18 protein-coding genes are annotated in these 12903 nt (G+C 41.1%); 9 read left to right on the top strand and 9 right to left on the bottom strand.

The window, feature by feature from the left end; genetic code table 11:
* Positions 1-277: 277 nt before the first annotated feature.
* Both ACPK8D_RS14430 and ACPK8D_RS14425 read left to right on the top strand, forming a co-directional pair.
* Positions 278-1270: a lysylphosphatidylglycerol synthase transmembrane domain-containing protein gene (locus ACPK8D_RS14430; RefSeq protein WP_424718555.1), complete on the top strand. Its 993-nt coding sequence runs from the start codon at positions 278-280 to the stop codon at positions 1268-1270.
* Positions 1252-2382: a glycosyltransferase family 4 protein gene (locus tag ACPK8D_RS14425; protein ID WP_424718554.1), complete on the top strand. Its 1131-nt coding sequence runs from the start codon at positions 1252-1254 to the stop codon at positions 2380-2382. The genes ACPK8D_RS14430 and ACPK8D_RS14425 overlap by 19 nt, the downstream gene beginning before the upstream one ends.
* A 142-nt stretch (positions 2383-2524) precedes the next feature.
* Here ACPK8D_RS14425 and ACPK8D_RS14420 read toward each other — a convergent pair whose 3' ends face one another.
* From ACPK8D_RS14420 to ACPK8D_RS14395, 6 genes are all read right to left on the bottom strand, one after another.
* Positions 2525-2812: a hypothetical protein gene (locus ACPK8D_RS14420; protein ID WP_424718553.1), complete on the bottom strand. Its 288-nt coding sequence runs from the start codon at positions 2810-2812 to the stop codon at positions 2525-2527.
* A 259-nt stretch (positions 2813-3071) separates the two neighbouring features.
* A complete protein-coding gene (tusB, locus tag ACPK8D_RS14415; RefSeq protein ID WP_424718552.1) occupies positions 3072-3377 on the bottom strand; it encodes a sulfurtransferase complex subunit TusB in 306 nt (101 codons plus the stop codon).
* A 71-nt stretch (positions 3378-3448) separates the two neighbouring features.
* Entirely contained in the window at positions 3449-3793 is a 345-nt protein-coding gene (locus tag ACPK8D_RS14410; protein WP_424718551.1) for a DsrE family protein, read from the bottom strand.
* A 42-nt stretch (positions 3794-3835) separates the two neighbouring features.
* Positions 3836-4216: a DsrE/DsrF/TusD sulfur relay family protein gene (locus tag ACPK8D_RS14405; RefSeq protein ID WP_424718550.1), complete on the bottom strand. Its 381-nt coding sequence runs from the start codon at positions 4214-4216 to the stop codon at positions 3836-3838.
* A 37-nt stretch (positions 4217-4253) separates the two neighbouring features.
* A complete protein-coding gene (locus ACPK8D_RS14400) occupies positions 4254-5048 on the bottom strand; it encodes a (Fe-S)-binding protein (RefSeq protein WP_424718549.1) in 795 nt (264 codons plus the stop codon).
* Positions 5049-5231: 183 nt separating this feature from the next.
* A complete protein-coding gene (locus ACPK8D_RS14395) occupies positions 5232-6029 on the bottom strand; it encodes a (Fe-S)-binding protein (protein WP_424718548.1) in 798 nt (265 codons plus the stop codon).
* Between the two features lie 485 nt (positions 6030-6514).
* Between ACPK8D_RS14395 and ACPK8D_RS14390 the strand changes: the two genes are divergently transcribed.
* Both ACPK8D_RS14390 and ACPK8D_RS14385 read left to right on the top strand, forming a co-directional pair.
* A complete protein-coding gene (locus ACPK8D_RS14390) occupies positions 6515-6664 on the top strand; it encodes a hypothetical protein (RefSeq protein ID WP_424718547.1) in 150 nt (49 codons plus the stop codon).
* 179 nt (positions 6665-6843) lie between these two features.
* A complete protein-coding gene (locus tag ACPK8D_RS14385) occupies positions 6844-7185 on the top strand; it encodes a carboxymuconolactone decarboxylase family protein (protein ID WP_424718546.1) in 342 nt (113 codons plus the stop codon).
* A gap of 37 nt (positions 7186-7222) precedes the next feature.
* Here ACPK8D_RS14385 and ACPK8D_RS14380 read toward each other — a convergent pair whose 3' ends face one another.
* Positions 7223-7597, bottom strand: coding sequence for an ArsR/SmtB family transcription factor (locus ACPK8D_RS14380; RefSeq protein WP_424718545.1), 375 nt, complete (start codon positions 7595-7597; stop codon positions 7223-7225).
* Between the two features lie 398 nt (positions 7598-7995).
* Here ACPK8D_RS14380 and ACPK8D_RS14375 point away from each other — a divergent pair, with 398 nt between their 5' ends.
* On the top strand, positions 7996-8577 hold the full coding sequence (locus tag ACPK8D_RS14375) for a thioredoxin family protein (protein WP_424718544.1): 582 nt from the start codon (positions 7996-7998) through the stop codon (positions 8575-8577).
* A 3-nt stretch (positions 8578-8580) separates the two neighbouring features.
* The gene (locus tag ACPK8D_RS14370) at positions 8581-9225 is read left to right on the top strand and encodes a cytochrome c biogenesis CcdA family protein (RefSeq protein WP_424718543.1); all 645 of its coding nucleotides are present in this window, start codon (positions 8581-8583) and stop codon (positions 9223-9225) included.
* A 260-nt stretch (positions 9226-9485) separates the two neighbouring features.
* Here the strand turns inward: ACPK8D_RS14370 and ACPK8D_RS14365 are convergent, their stop codons facing one another.
* The gene (locus tag ACPK8D_RS14365) at positions 9486-9917 is read right to left on the bottom strand and encodes a universal stress protein (RefSeq protein WP_424718577.1); all 432 of its coding nucleotides are present in this window, start codon (positions 9915-9917) and stop codon (positions 9486-9488) included.
* 418 nt (positions 9918-10335) lie between these two features.
* Here ACPK8D_RS14365 and ACPK8D_RS14360 point away from each other — a divergent pair, with 418 nt between their 5' ends.
* Genes ACPK8D_RS14360 through ACPK8D_RS14350 form a run of 3 tightly spaced genes read left to right on the top strand, consistent with a single transcriptional unit; the run spans position 10336 to position 12602 of the window.
* The gene (locus ACPK8D_RS14360; RefSeq protein ID WP_424718542.1) at positions 10336-10866 is read left to right on the top strand and encodes a cupin domain-containing protein; all 531 of its coding nucleotides are present in this window, start codon (positions 10336-10338) and stop codon (positions 10864-10866) included.
* Positions 10867-10890: 24 nt separating this feature from the next.
* Complete coding sequence (locus ACPK8D_RS14355) at positions 10891-11844, top strand: ABC transporter ATP-binding protein (RefSeq protein WP_424718541.1); 954 nt, start codon at positions 10891-10893, stop codon at positions 11842-11844.
* Positions 11841-12602, top strand: a complete 762-nt coding sequence (locus tag ACPK8D_RS14350) for an ABC transporter permease (protein WP_424718540.1) — start codon at positions 11841-11843, stop codon at positions 12600-12602. Before ACPK8D_RS14355 ends, ACPK8D_RS14350 begins: the two co-directional genes overlap by 4 nt.
* A gap of 31 nt (positions 12603-12633) precedes the next feature.
* Here the strand turns inward: ACPK8D_RS14350 and ACPK8D_RS14345 are convergent.
* Positions 12634-12903, bottom strand: a 270-nt coding sequence (locus tag ACPK8D_RS14345) for a DUF6951 family protein (protein ID WP_424718539.1), incomplete at its 5' end; no start/stop codon positions are given.

Here is a 12903-nt window from a genome sequence, read left to right as displayed (position 1 = left end):
CGGGTTAGAGTGAACTCGACCTGAATGTGTAACTTACAGGACGAAAGTCTGGAAAAATCGATGATGACATGTATATATAAAAGGAGTCTAAAATTAGAATAGGGATTCAGTGGGGGCAGAAAGTAACTTTTGGTGTAATTCTAGCCGGGCATGTAGAGGAACACTTAGATTATCCTTCTTCGGTCTGCAGTCAGATCCAAATTATAAAAATGCCTCATCAGTGAATGGGAAAATCCTGAGCTGAAATAGGTTTCAGTTGATAGAGAAAGTATTTAAAATGACCTGCTCTGAACCTGATTGGGAAGGTGCTTCGTTGAACCTGGTAAGCCTGAAGAGACTCATTCTGGCTCTTTTGCTACTCACAGCAGGAGTAGTCTTAGTTCGCATCTACTGGACAGAGATTGTACGTTTACTGATAGAAAGCTGGAAAATACTTAAGGAAACCCGAATAAGTTATGTTATTCTGGCTTCCTCGGCCTACCTGCTGAGCGTTTACTTTTTTGCATTCCGCTGGCAGCAAGTGCTTTCTTCTATTGGGTATGAGCTTAAAGCCACAAGCCTTCTTCCCATTTTTTTCGGGGCAGCGTTCGTAAACAATATCACCCCTGCAAGCAGGACAGGAGGGGAATCCCTCCGGGTAGTCTGGGCTAACAAAAGTTATGGAGTCAATTATACCCATGCTCTCATAGCAATCGCCTTCGAAAGACTGGTAGAAGCAATTCCTATTGCCCTGTTATCAATTTATGCTCTATACTCATTTCCCCCACTGGAAATCAATCTCCTGCCAGAGAAAGGTGCTTTAACATTAAACTCAGCCTACCTGCTATTCGGAACAATCCTTGCAGCAGGAGTGGCAATATGGGTTTTCCGAGAGAAATTTGCTTTTCTCCTGAGAGACGTGCAGCAAAATCGAAAAAAGATTAAGAAATCCTTTGTTCCCGTTCTCCTGCTATCATGCGGCGTGTGGGCCCTCGATGTACTGCGACTAAAACTGATAGCTTCAGCCCTTGAACTTTCCCTGCCTATGAACTTTATTATAATACTTTCAGTCCTGTACCTTGTGCTGGGGTGCCTGCCAATTACCCCGGGAGGGCTTGGTGTAGTAGAAGGGGGTCTGATTTCCTTGCTTTTGTATTTTGGGTTATCACTCGCCTCAGCAGGTAGTTTTGTATTTCTCGAGAGGTTTGTCTCCTATGGGCTCAGCAGTCTGATAGGTGGTCTGTATCTATTTTATTATGGGGGATTTGAAATATGGAAAAACAAAAAATAGCGTTAATCAGTGACTGGTATTTTCCAAATGTAGGGGGGATCGAGTATTCCATGCACTCTCTTGCAAAAAAACTGATTCAGAAGGGACATGAGGTCCACATTATTACCAGGAACTATCCCGGCGCTCCTGAATACAGCATAAGGGATGAAGCAAGAATAATAAGGATAAAAGGCAGTCCCATTCCCGGACAACGGCGTCTCCTGGTGCCGGGAGCTTATAAAGAACTTTACAACCTTTTGAAACTTGAAAATTATGATATTGTCAATTCTCACGGACTTGACTCCCCGCTCGGTATGGCTGCTCTTATCGCGTCCAGGGAGCTAGGATTTCCTTCCGTAGTTACCAATCACTCCCTTGTAGGAGACACGCAACTCGGTCCCTTTTTATATCTGGCCGGAAAATTGCTTGTCAGGAACGCAGATGCTGTAATTGCGGTCAGCTCGGCAGTTGAAAAAGACTCAAAAATAATGACGGAAAAACCTATTTACCTCATTTCCAATGGTATTGATCCAGAAGGCAAAACCATCAAAGTTCCCTTTCCAGTTGATACGAAAGGAAAAACCGTGATCATTACGGTCGCACGCATGATTAAAAAGAAAGGAGTACAGAATATTGTACGCCTCGCCCCTTCACTTCTGAAAAAGCATGAGAATCTGTTATTTGTAATGATAGGAGACGGTCCTCTAAGGGAAAGACTGGAAAAAAAGGTAGAGGAATCAGGTTTATCCAGGGACTTCTACTTTACGGGGGAAATTCCCAGAGAAAAAGTACTGGGATACCTTGAACAGGCTGATATCTTTGCGCTTCCTTCAGTTAACGAAGCTTTTGGGGTTTCGATTCTGGAAGCAATCTCAAAAAAAGTTCCTGTTGTTGCAATGAATAACAGCGGGGTCTCAGACATAATCAGGAATGGCGTAAACGGATACCTTGCGGATAACCTTATGGAATTTTCCGATCTCTTACAGGATTTAATAGAAGATCCGGACCTGAGGACCTCATTCGCTGTGGAGGCCATCCGGGGGCTTTCAAATTATGACTGGAATAGGATATGTGAGCAGACAATCAGGGTATATACAAGTGTCATTTATAAAAAAAATCATAATAAGAATTGATGTGGAAGAGGACTGTCCACAATATGCTTACAATTACTAACCATTGAATAAAGTAGATATACACTTTTCTAAAGCTTAAAAAATCAAGCATCTGTTCCGCGCTACCTTTAAGCATCTATGCAGGGTGAAGAAGCCCGGATTCTCATTTTCCGACTGTTTTTTTCGCCTCTTTCGTTATATATTTCATCATCTCCCCTACGAGGTTCGCTTTCTCACAGTGAGATGCTTCTTTTGGCTTGCAGTTCAGGAGAATGCTCATCAGTCTGTCAGCCATCCTGTAAAGCTTGATATCCTCAACCCTGATTAAAAGGGCGGAAAGGCTCTCGCTAAACTCCCTGCACTTATCGTGGTTGCAGACTGCCTCCTCATGTAGCCGGCAGACCGATTGCAGGTCTTTTATAATTTCTTCCGGGATATTTGTCTCGACCATAGGGATTGATCCGATTCAGAGTAGTTCTATTAAGCAGCTACGAGCACTCGAAAATGCAAAAGTAAAATCTGGCACTTCTAACTATAATTTAAGACATGTAATTTCAAATTTGAGTGGCAGGCATTTAGTGAGTATCAGGTATTTTTAGCAATATCATAGAGATAATATCAAATTCGCAAATATAAATAATGCCAGATTTGCAACATAAATAATATTAATTTTGAAATGCAGGTAATATTAAATTTGTGATGTTATCTATTTAAAATGTATATGCACGCCTGCAGTGTTCCATCACATCTTCAACAAAAACAGCATAAAAGTCATCCGGAACTGTAACTTTTTCTCCGGCTTTTATCGCTCTGACTTCAAGATCCTGCTGACAGGCATAGACCTTGAATCCTGGCAGTTCTTCGATTCCGGCAAGCAGATGATAGACTCCGTCCCCTGCAAGATAGAGTCTTGCGTTTCCGGAGCGGGCAGCTAATTTTAAGCAGAGTTCGGACCTGCTGTTTTGGGGAGGCTTTGTAAGCAGGAAAACATCGTACTGGTTTTGTTTTATATTCACATTATTACCTGTTCATTGTTCTGTCTATTACCGTTTACCCGACAGATACCACTTATTCGATAGATACCACTTTAAAGCAGGATAACACAATCCGAGCTTTCGACAGCTTCGAAAAAATCTTCATCGTCGGCCAGTTCCAGGGTTTCTATTAGTGTTTCCCCAAAAAGACCCCTTTCAAGCAGCGAAGGTTCGTGAACAAGCACTCTCAATTCTCCATATGCGTAAAGAATATCGGCAAGGTTTGGTACTCCGGGGCTTCTGCTGTACTGCCCGGCAAGAGCAAGATAAACTCCGTCTCCATACAGACCAAGCACCGCATTCATAGTGTTAAGGCTTACTGCAGCCGCATTCAATGCTCCGAAGGCTTTTTCACTGCCATAGGGGGCGGTATCTAACAGAAAGATTACGGATTTCATCGGACCTGAACCTCACGAAAATCGGGCCACATTATTAGAACCTTATCTTGAAAGTGAAATCACCCTATCGCTCTTATTTATCATTTTTGAGAGTTCATAGAGGCTGGAAATCTCTATTCCGGGGAAATAGTCCCTACAATTAGTTCCGTTCAAGACCTCCTCTTTTGCTATATAGCCTCTGGCAGCAGCACATCGCGCACATGCCCTGATTACAGCCCCTTTCTCCGCAAGGCCAGAAAAAAGTTCACCTGCACTGGCAAAAAAGGATGGGTTCTGACCTTTTTTGGGGATATGCACTGCATCCAGGTAGAGGAATATATTTACCTGATATTGTTTAAGTGCAGCCTCGGCAAGCTTGCAGGCAATTTCAGCGTATTCGGAGATATAAGGACCGTCAGTGAGCAATAATGTTAGGGTTTTCAAAGCCTCCTCCGATTAAAAAATACATCCGTATCATAACTTAAACATATGCAGCCAGAAACTGCAGACGCTCCTGATTAGCTGCATATTCCGGCTCTGTAAGCGGTGTACATCTATCGAGACTGACCTGTCCTGCCATTAGCCTTATGGCAAAGCTGTAACAGCCTTGTTCACCGCATTTGCCGCAGTTGGTCTGGGGCAGATATTTATATATGTCTGTGAGCTCAACCCTGATCTTTTCCCTGGGAGCCGGAGTCACTCCTTTTTTGATAGCTTCATTGATAGTGTTTTTCAGGTTTTCAAGCTCTTCTCTAGCTTCATCCTCATTTTTAACCATTCTCATAACTACTTTTCCACTACCATAAATAGTTGTAATGATCTCCCCTTTTTGAACTATTAAACTATCTTTTCTATCCGAGTAACTGCCCCTGGGAAAGATAGGCTCAAGGATTTTCAAGATTCCACCCAATGGATCCATATTTGCAACTATTCTGAACTTCGCGGAATCGGCTATACAGGGCAAAAGTTGCCTGACCTCGGCAATCTCCACAGGTTTCGCCTGAGAGAGGTCTTTAATTTCCTCAGTTCCTCTTTCTTTCTTATATTTCAAGAAATTCTTACCGTACTCACTTATTTTGACAGTCTCGTCTTCTAACTCAATCAGGCCGGCCTCACGCAAAATCATGAGATGGAAGTCAAGCGTTTTTTTTCCAACCGTCCCTGTGATTTCCTCAAGATTTCTATCGCCCTTTGCAAGGAGGTTAATTATTTTCCTTCGGGCCTTATTGGCCATGGCAAAATTCACCTGTTTTGTCTCACTCGTACCTCCTGACATTCTGATACCTACCAGCGCTATTGAACTCTAATTCTGCTCTAATTCTAATTCTGTCGGAAAATATATACAAATCTGTTTGAGGAAGTAGAAGGATAGCAATTTATCCCAGGTCTTGCCACTTAATTATCTGAGATTTCAGTAGCGATTCCGTTTACAGTACACCGTGTTTTAAAGTAACAGTGCTCAAATATACGCACTCAGAACCTGCAGATGTTCCTGGTTGGTTGCATATTCCGGTTCTTTAAGAGGTGTACACTTATCAAGAGAAGTTTCGCCACTCATGAGTTTTATGGCAAAAGTGTAGCAGCTCTGCTCGCCACATTTGCCGCAGTTGGTCTGGGGCAGGTATTTATAAAGCTCCATAGGTTCTACCCTGACCTTTTCCCTGGGTGCAGGGGCGACACCTTTTGCAATCGCCTCATTGATAGTGTTTCTGAGGTTCCCAAGCGCTTCTCTGGCCTCACCCTCGTTTTTAATCATTGTCATGGTAACTTTTCCAGTACCGTAAACCGTTGTAATAACTTCCCCTTTTTGCATTATCAGGGCGCTTATCCTGTCCGAGTATCTGCCTCTGGGAAAGAGGGGCTCAAGAACTTTGAGGGTTCCGCCAAGTGGGGGGGCCATATTTGCAATTACCCTGAATTTTGAAGAATCTGCTATGCAGGGCAAAAGCTGTCGGACTTCTGCAATTTCCACAGGCTTTGCCTGAGAGAGATCTGTACTTTTTTCAGCAGCTTTCTCTTCCTTGCCCTTCAGAAAATTTCTGCCGTATTCACTTAACCTGACAGTTCCCTCTCCTATCTCAATCAGGCTTGCCTGCTGCAGAAGCTTTAGATGGAAGTCAAGCATGGTCTTTCCTGCGGCTTCTCCGATTTCCTCTGTACTTCTATCGCCATCTACAAGGAAGTTCATAATCTTCCTTCGGGTGGCATTGGACATAGCATTATTTACCAGCTTTATCTCATTCGGATTTCCAGGCATATTCACACCTTATTACATTATCGAAATGTAACCCCTTATTTTTCCTGATACCTATCACTACAAGGCAGTGTTTGTCTTAAAAATGAAGTCTATTCTTCTAAATTGATATAGAATTTACTTTATAAGAACATGGAAGCCGGATATCAAAAAAGATTGATATGAGATTCCAGAACGTGACATAGCAACTCACGTCTGTTTCATTAATCTAGTAGTCTACACCTGTTTTCTATACCTGTTTTTTAAGCTTGTCTAGTACAGAAATCAAAAAGCACACAAACAATAGAAATGAAAATTATAACGTGAATACACTCTCCTGGAAAAACATCGACTTCCTGTTGATTAACCGTCGAACTATTTTAAGATGCATTTTTAACACGTATCAATTATTCTTGATACCCATCAATCGGGTTTTTAAAATTTGAATCTCTAATGTCGATTATATCAATTTTGGAATAGAATGGATTAAGGAAATAAGGAGACTGGAAATGGAAAAAGAAAAAGATGCATTGTCAGAGGAGAAGAACGCAAATAATCAGGAAGATGATGAAGAAGACTTATTGTACACACATAAGCCTGAAAATCGGAGCAGCAGCATGCAATGGAATTCTGCTTTTTGCAGAAAACCTGGCCATTGAGATTGGTCTGGAAGTATCCGAAACTAACGGTTTAATTTAAAATATAGCTGCCTGTAAATTAGATTGCCTGCAATTTTACAAGTCGAAGTAATTTTTATCAGAGTTCTATTTTAATTGGAACTTTTAAATTATGTTGCATATTATATATTTATATACTTTTTAAATAGGAGGAGATGTAAATGTCATTTTTGAACGAAATGCTACCTGAAACTTCGGAAGCTTTCGGACAGATGAGAAATTCCATTTTTAAAGACGGTTATCTGGACCTCAAAACCAAAGAGCTTATAGCCGTTGCCTCTTCTGTTCTCATGCGCTGCCAGTTCTGCGTCGATGTGCACTCGCAAAGAGCGATTGCTGCAGGGGCCGCAAAGGAAGAAATTGCCGAAGCCATTTCAGTAGCCATGTTTGTTGCTGCCGGTTCACAGATCGGATGGACGAATATATACGGGGAAAATATATACGATAAAATCTTTGAAAAGGATAGGGAAAAAGAAGACTGCTGCTGTTGCTGTGAGGACTAAAAACCCCGGTTACTTTTATTTATAATCCTCTTTATCTCTAACTTAACTCAGGTTTATCCGGATTTTTGTTTTGCAACTGCGTAATAATGTTCAGGATATTTCCGAATTCAGGGTTCAACCTGTAAAAATGCCATTTTGAGCTGCTATAGGCTTCGACGATCCCGCAGTTTTTCAGGATTGTCAGGTGGTGGGAAACCAGGTTTTGCCTTTCATTTAGCTTAAAAATTAGCTCGCAAACGCAGTGGTCTCTTTGAGAGAGAAAATAAGCAATCTTCAGCCTTATCGGGTGCCCGAGAGCGCTGAATATTTCACTGGCTTTTTTAATGTCATTGTCCAGGAAATCGATTTCCTGGAGCATTTTTTCTTCCCATTCCTTCTTTTTCTCAGGGTCGGCGGGACAACAATAGCTCATAAATAGAAGAAGTTAAGCTTCCTAAATAAGGATTTTCATATCAATTTTGTTTGATATTTAACATGCTGTTATTTATACTCAATCTCCGTCTGAAGTTTTGAGCTTAAATTATCATTGAGGGTGATAACTTAAAAGAAAGAGGAAATAGCTGCGATTGTAGCTTGAATTTGAGAGAAGATAGATTGATTCCTCAGTCGGCGGATCAATTACAGGATTTTTGCTCTCATAATCTAGCTCATTACTGCCAGTATCTCCCCTAATTTTTTGGCGATCTCAGGGAATTTGAGCAAAATACTTATAAGATTTGTTACACTTTAGTATATCAACATATCTTGATATCCTACAATCCATTCCTGCTTTTTAGCGAGAAATAAAACGAAAATTATCGGAGGACTATAATGAAACGATTGCATAGAATACAAGGTAAAGAACGAATTCCTTTTTCATCATTCCCTTTGATAAAACAGCTCTTTATTTTAGCTATTTTTTGTTCCCTTCTCTTCAGCTCAGGTTGCACGGATCTTAAGGATTCCGACAATGAAGCAGATCTTGCTGAAATTACGGAGAATGATAGCGGTTCAGGCAGCGGAATGGAATTGATTGAAGTTACTAATCTTAGCCAGATTGATGAAGCCCTCAAAAAGGGTCCTGTTGTACTGAAACTTGGTTCAAAGGGCTGTATCCCCTGTGGAGAACAGGAAGAGGTATTCTCAGAGCTGCTTCCAATGTACCAGGATTCTGCTTCATTCATGCTTATTGACATCAAACAATACCCCGAGTTCGCAAATGAGTTTGGAGTAAGAGTCATTCCGGATACCTGTATTATTACAGATATAGAAGACGGAAAATACATGTATATGCGGCCGGACGGCAGCAAAAGCCAGGAAAGAACAAATGCAAGATTCCTTGGTGTTACCGATAAAGAAACCCTTTCAGAAACTCTTGAGAAAGCCATTGAATCCGGGAAAATCGAGGGCTAAATAATGTTTTCCGATTTTCTTCCAATTGCAGCTTTTTTTGCAGGGATAGTCAGCGTGCTCTCTCCATGTATCCTGCCCGTAATTCCGGCAGTTTTTGCTTACTCAACCGGAAGAGGAAAGTTCAGACCACTTGCAATCATATCAGGTTTGTCCTTTTCCTTTACCTGCATGGGAATCATTACTTCAATTTTCGGGGCAACGCTTACAGCTTATCTCGGCTACCTTAATATTTTTGCAGAATTTCTCCTGATCACAATGGGCATTTCGTTACTCTTTGATTTAAACACTTTCAACATTTTCGGAAATTTTTCATCCCTTGCAAACTCTAAACGAGAGGGTCTTTTAGGAGGGTTTTTACTTGGTCTCTCGCTTGGGATTGTCTGGCTTCCCTGTGTCGGCCCAGTACTTGGTTCAATTCTCACAATGGTTGCTGTTTCAGGCGAGGTTGTTTACGGAGCACTTATGCTTTTCATCTATTCCCTTGGTTTTTCCGTTCCAATGCTTCTTGTTGCTTATTCTGCAAGCTTTTCTTCCATAAGGCTTCAGAAAGTTTCAAAATATGGTTTTCCGCTAAAAAAAGTTGCAGGTTTTATAATTCTAGGAGTCGGCTTTTATATGGTTTACCAGAACCATTTCAGTGGATTCTGAAAAATTTATTCAGTTAACCGTCTCAGGAAGCTGCCAGATTTAAATAGAAAGTTATTAACAGTGCCAAATAAATTGAAATTCTCAGGGTTAGGTAGTTCATTTATTTTAATAGTGAACCGTTTATATCCTTCTGTTTAGATCCTTAATTCTGCTTTACATCTTTCTGTTTTCAGGAGTTTGCCGCCATTGTTAGATGGTATTGAGGATTTAGATCCTTAATTCTGCTTTATATCTTTCTGTTTAGATCCTTAATTCTGCTTTTATTTCTTAACCACAAGAACAGAAACCTTTGAGTGTCTTACCACCTTATCTGCTACACTTCCAAGTAAAAATCTTTCCAATCCACTTTTACCAAGGGTTCCTATTATTATCATATCTATTCTGTTCTGCTCCGCAAATTCCAGGATCGCATTAGCAGGGTCACCTTCTACAACCACACCTTCATAGCCTATTTCCTTATCCTCTGCAACCTTCTTCGCATACCGGATAGCGTCATCCCCTTCTTGACGTAGCGTTTCCTCCGTGACGTTCCATTTAGAACCCAGATGAATCGGCGTTTCCAATACAGGCGGTATATATGCGTCTTTATTCAACACATAAAGAGCATAGACCTTCGCACCCATAAGTTTTGCAAGTTCCATTCCTTGAAGTACTGCATTTTGACTGAACTTAGACCCGTCTGTTGCAATCAGGATTTTTTGGAAAGTATTATTAAGAGTTATTTATTTCCCCCCAGTTACCTAGTAGTATTGAATCGTATTGATGTCTCAGCTAAATGTGAACAAAAGGTATTACAGCATTATTTAAGATAAAAGCAAATAAAGATTATGTGTAACTTGTATAGAGAGTAATATGCAGCTTTAATTTTATAGCTGCACTTTCATAAAACGAACGTAGGATGAAAGGGTGGTCTTTGTAATTTACGGCATTCTCCGGCTTGAATAAACTACCATCCTCCACTCCTACGGCTCTCCAGCAATTTAACATGTTACAGCTCTGCCGTTACAGAGTTTGGCAATTTTCCATGAGCTTACGATCTTTAGAGAGTAGAAGGTATTTTGTCCCCAGCCTATAAATTAGTGTTGTGGGGTCTCTGAGAAGTGTATTTGAATGTCGGTATTGATAATTGCAAAGAATATGCATGAAGCCTGTGCAACAATCCACTGTGCTCCTCATAAGCATACAGAGAGGGAACACGGCTATGGCTGTGGAGAACAAAGATTCCTGAACAAGAATGAAAGAACAGAAATGCTAGAGGAACACAGAGAAAAGCTCAAGAGAGAGCTGAAAGGGATTGAGGAAGAGCTGAAAAAGCTTAAGGAAGACGGAGGAACAATGAAACATATTAATCTTACCGAATTATTAGAGTTCTCTCATTTACATCATATTAAAAAAGACATCATTAGGACAGCCGGATTCAATGCAGTTCTCATATGTTTGGAAAAGGATCAAGAAATTCCGCCCCATCCAGAGCCATATTATGTTCTTTTTCATATTCTCGAAGGTGAAGGGATCATAACTGCAGGATCAGAGCTCTACCATGTAAAAGATGGACACATGGTTTATGTGGAGAGCAATGATATTCGGGGAATCAAATGCATCGAAAGAATGAGCATTATAGGCGTTCAGCAACCACATTGATGAGGTATATCCAGAGGAGCAACTTTGAAAGCTATTGAAGTTAAAGATCTCACCAAATATTATGGCAGCTTTTGTGCGGTTGATCACATTACTTTCGAGGTAGAAAAGGGTGAGTTTTTCGGATTTCTTGGCCCGAACGGTGCGGGAAAAACAACGACAATGCGAATGCTGACCGGGCTTTCAGAATCCTCTGAGGGAACCGCATCTATTATGGGTTATGATATTTCTCGGGACCCCTTCCATGCCAAGGAACATTTTGGGATCGTGCCTGAAGTATCGAATATCTACGAAGACCTGACTGCCTGGAATAATCTGATGTTTGCTGGAGAATTGTATGGCATGCAAAAATCGACCCGGAGTAGACGTGCCCTCGAACTACTCGACGTCTTTGAGCTTACTGAGTTTAAGGATAAGAAGGTGAAAGGATTCTCAAAAGGGATGCGTCGAAAGCTCACCCTTAGCATGGCTATGATTCATTCTCCAGATATTTTATTTCTCGATGAACCCACCTCAGGCCTTGATGTGCAGAGCTCGATAAAGCTGAAAGAGATACTCTCCGATTTGAGCAAAGATGGGACTACTATCTTTTTGACCACTCATACATTGGAGGAAGCAAACATACTCTGTGACCGCATTGGCATCATCGCTAGAGGCAAATTAGCTGCAGTTGATGCACCTGAAAAGCTAAAAAGAACTATACAAGCGGCTCAGTCAGTGGTGTTTTCATTCAATACTATAACCTCTACCTCTATACCGGTCTCTGATTTAGCCGCACTTCCGGCTGTGAGTTCAGTACTAAAAGAAGGAGATAAATTTAGGCTATATACTAACGATCCATCTCTCGTTGCCACATCATTATTTGAATACGCAAAGGGTCATTCATTAAAGATAGTATCCATCAACACTCTTGGACCAAGCCTTGAAGATGCATTTCTTGCCATCATAAAACAACATGAGGAAAGAAGGCGAGAACCATGACTTACAGTGAGACACTTTCGAGAATTTGGCGAGAGTTAAGAAGAGCATGGGCAATAACCAAGAAAGATGCGCGTATCTACTACCTGCGGCCGGGAACTATTATGTTTGGGCTCATGTTCCCGCTCTTCCTCTTCATCTCCTTTGCCGTAGGGAGAAATTTACCGCCACAAGTACTCATACCGGGGCTAATTGCCATCACAATTTTCTTCAGCTCTTCCTCCGTAGGACCCATGGCAGTACCCATCGAGAGAAGAACGAAAACCTATGAGCGGATGATTACTGCTCCCATTTCACCTCTTTCCATACTTATGGGAGAGATTGCTGGAGGCGCAGTTTTTGGTATTATCTCGGTGACAATACCTCTTATCATAAGCATGATATGGTACGAAATCCATATAGTTCACCCAATAATATTCATCGTTGGAATAGCCCTTGTTTCGGTTGGATTTTCAGCAATGGGTATCATGTTTTCGGCCATACCGACAGAAAATCCTGGAGACGTCATGATGAGCTTAAATTTTATTCGTCTTCCTCTCCTTTTTGTAAGCGGGATTTTCATTCCAATAGATCAGATGGGTAAATATGGAGTTGCCACTTTGGTATCCCCATTAACATATGCCAAAGATATGGTACAATACTCAGTGAGTGGAAATTCATTCTATGGGCCAATGATAGATATCTTTGGAATAATCATTTTTACTGTACTCTTCCTATGGATTGGAGTTTCAATGCATGAGAGAAGTCGAAAAATGGGGTAATATTTGCACACCGATCTTCCATATTTTAGTTTCAAACATCCTTGAATTCGATACTGAGGCTGCCTGCCTTTTTTGCCAGAGATCTTGCAAGGAAGCCACTTTCCAATCTGCAAAGGTTAAGTACTGCACAGGGTACAAGACAATTTGAGCAGCATTTCGCTTCCTGTGCTTTATCAATCACGTAGTTGTTCTTGATGTCCAGAATTTCTGTCATGGGAACTTCCATATGAGAGAATTTCTTTATCTTTTCACACGGAGTTTCGATGTCAATAATAATTTTATTTCCCTTTTTGCTTCCATG

Origin of the sequence: Methanosarcina sp. (assembly GCF_049706645.1) — an archaeon.
Lineage (GTDB): Archaea > Halobacteriota > Methanosarcinia > Methanosarcinales > Methanosarcinaceae > Methanosarcina.
The sequence above is the reverse complement of the archived record's forward strand: the minus strand, read 5'-3'. Positions and strand labels throughout refer to the sequence as shown.

Coding starts and splice junctions, on each gene's coding strand:
- ACPK8D_RS14430 (WP_424718555.1), top strand. CDS start 278: ATGACCTGCTCTGAACCTGATTGGGAAGGTGCTTCGTTGAACCTGGTA.
- ACPK8D_RS14425 (WP_424718554.1), top strand. CDS start 1,252: ATGGAAAAACAAAAAATAGCGTTAATCAGTGACTGGTATTTTCCAAAT.
- ACPK8D_RS14420 (WP_424718553.1), bottom strand. CDS start 2,812: ATGGTCGAGACAAATATCCCGGAAGAAATTATAAAAGACCTGCAATCG.
- ACPK8D_RS14410 (WP_424718551.1), bottom strand. CDS start 3,793: ATGAAATCCGTAATCTTTCTGTTAGATACCGCCCCCTATGGCAGTGAA.
- ACPK8D_RS14400 (WP_424718549.1), bottom strand. CDS start 5,048: ATGTCAGGAGGTACGAGTGAGACAAAACAGGTGAATTTTGCCATGGCC.
- ACPK8D_RS14395 (WP_424718548.1), bottom strand. CDS start 6,029: ATGCCTGGAAATCCGAATGAGATAAAGCTGGTAAATAATGCTATGTCC.
- ACPK8D_RS14390 (WP_424718547.1), top strand. CDS start 6,515: ATGGAAAAAGAAAAAGATGCATTGTCAGAGGAGAAGAACGCAAATAAT.
- ACPK8D_RS14385 (WP_424718546.1), top strand. CDS start 6,844: ATGTCATTTTTGAACGAAATGCTACCTGAAACTTCGGAAGCTTTCGGA.
- ACPK8D_RS14380 (WP_424718545.1), bottom strand. CDS start 7,597: ATGAGCTATTGTTGTCCCGCCGACCCTGAGAAAAAGAAGGAATGGGAA.
- ACPK8D_RS14375 (WP_424718544.1), top strand. CDS start 7,996: ATGAAACGATTGCATAGAATACAAGGTAAAGAACGAATTCCTTTTTCA.
- ACPK8D_RS14370 (WP_424718543.1), top strand. CDS start 8,581: ATGTTTTCCGATTTTCTTCCAATTGCAGCTTTTTTTGCAGGGATAGTC.
- ACPK8D_RS14360 (WP_424718542.1), top strand. CDS start 10,336: ATGTCGGTATTGATAATTGCAAAGAATATGCATGAAGCCTGTGCAACA.
- ACPK8D_RS14350 (WP_424718540.1), top strand. CDS start 11,841: ATGACTTACAGTGAGACACTTTCGAGAATTTGGCGAGAGTTAAGAAGA.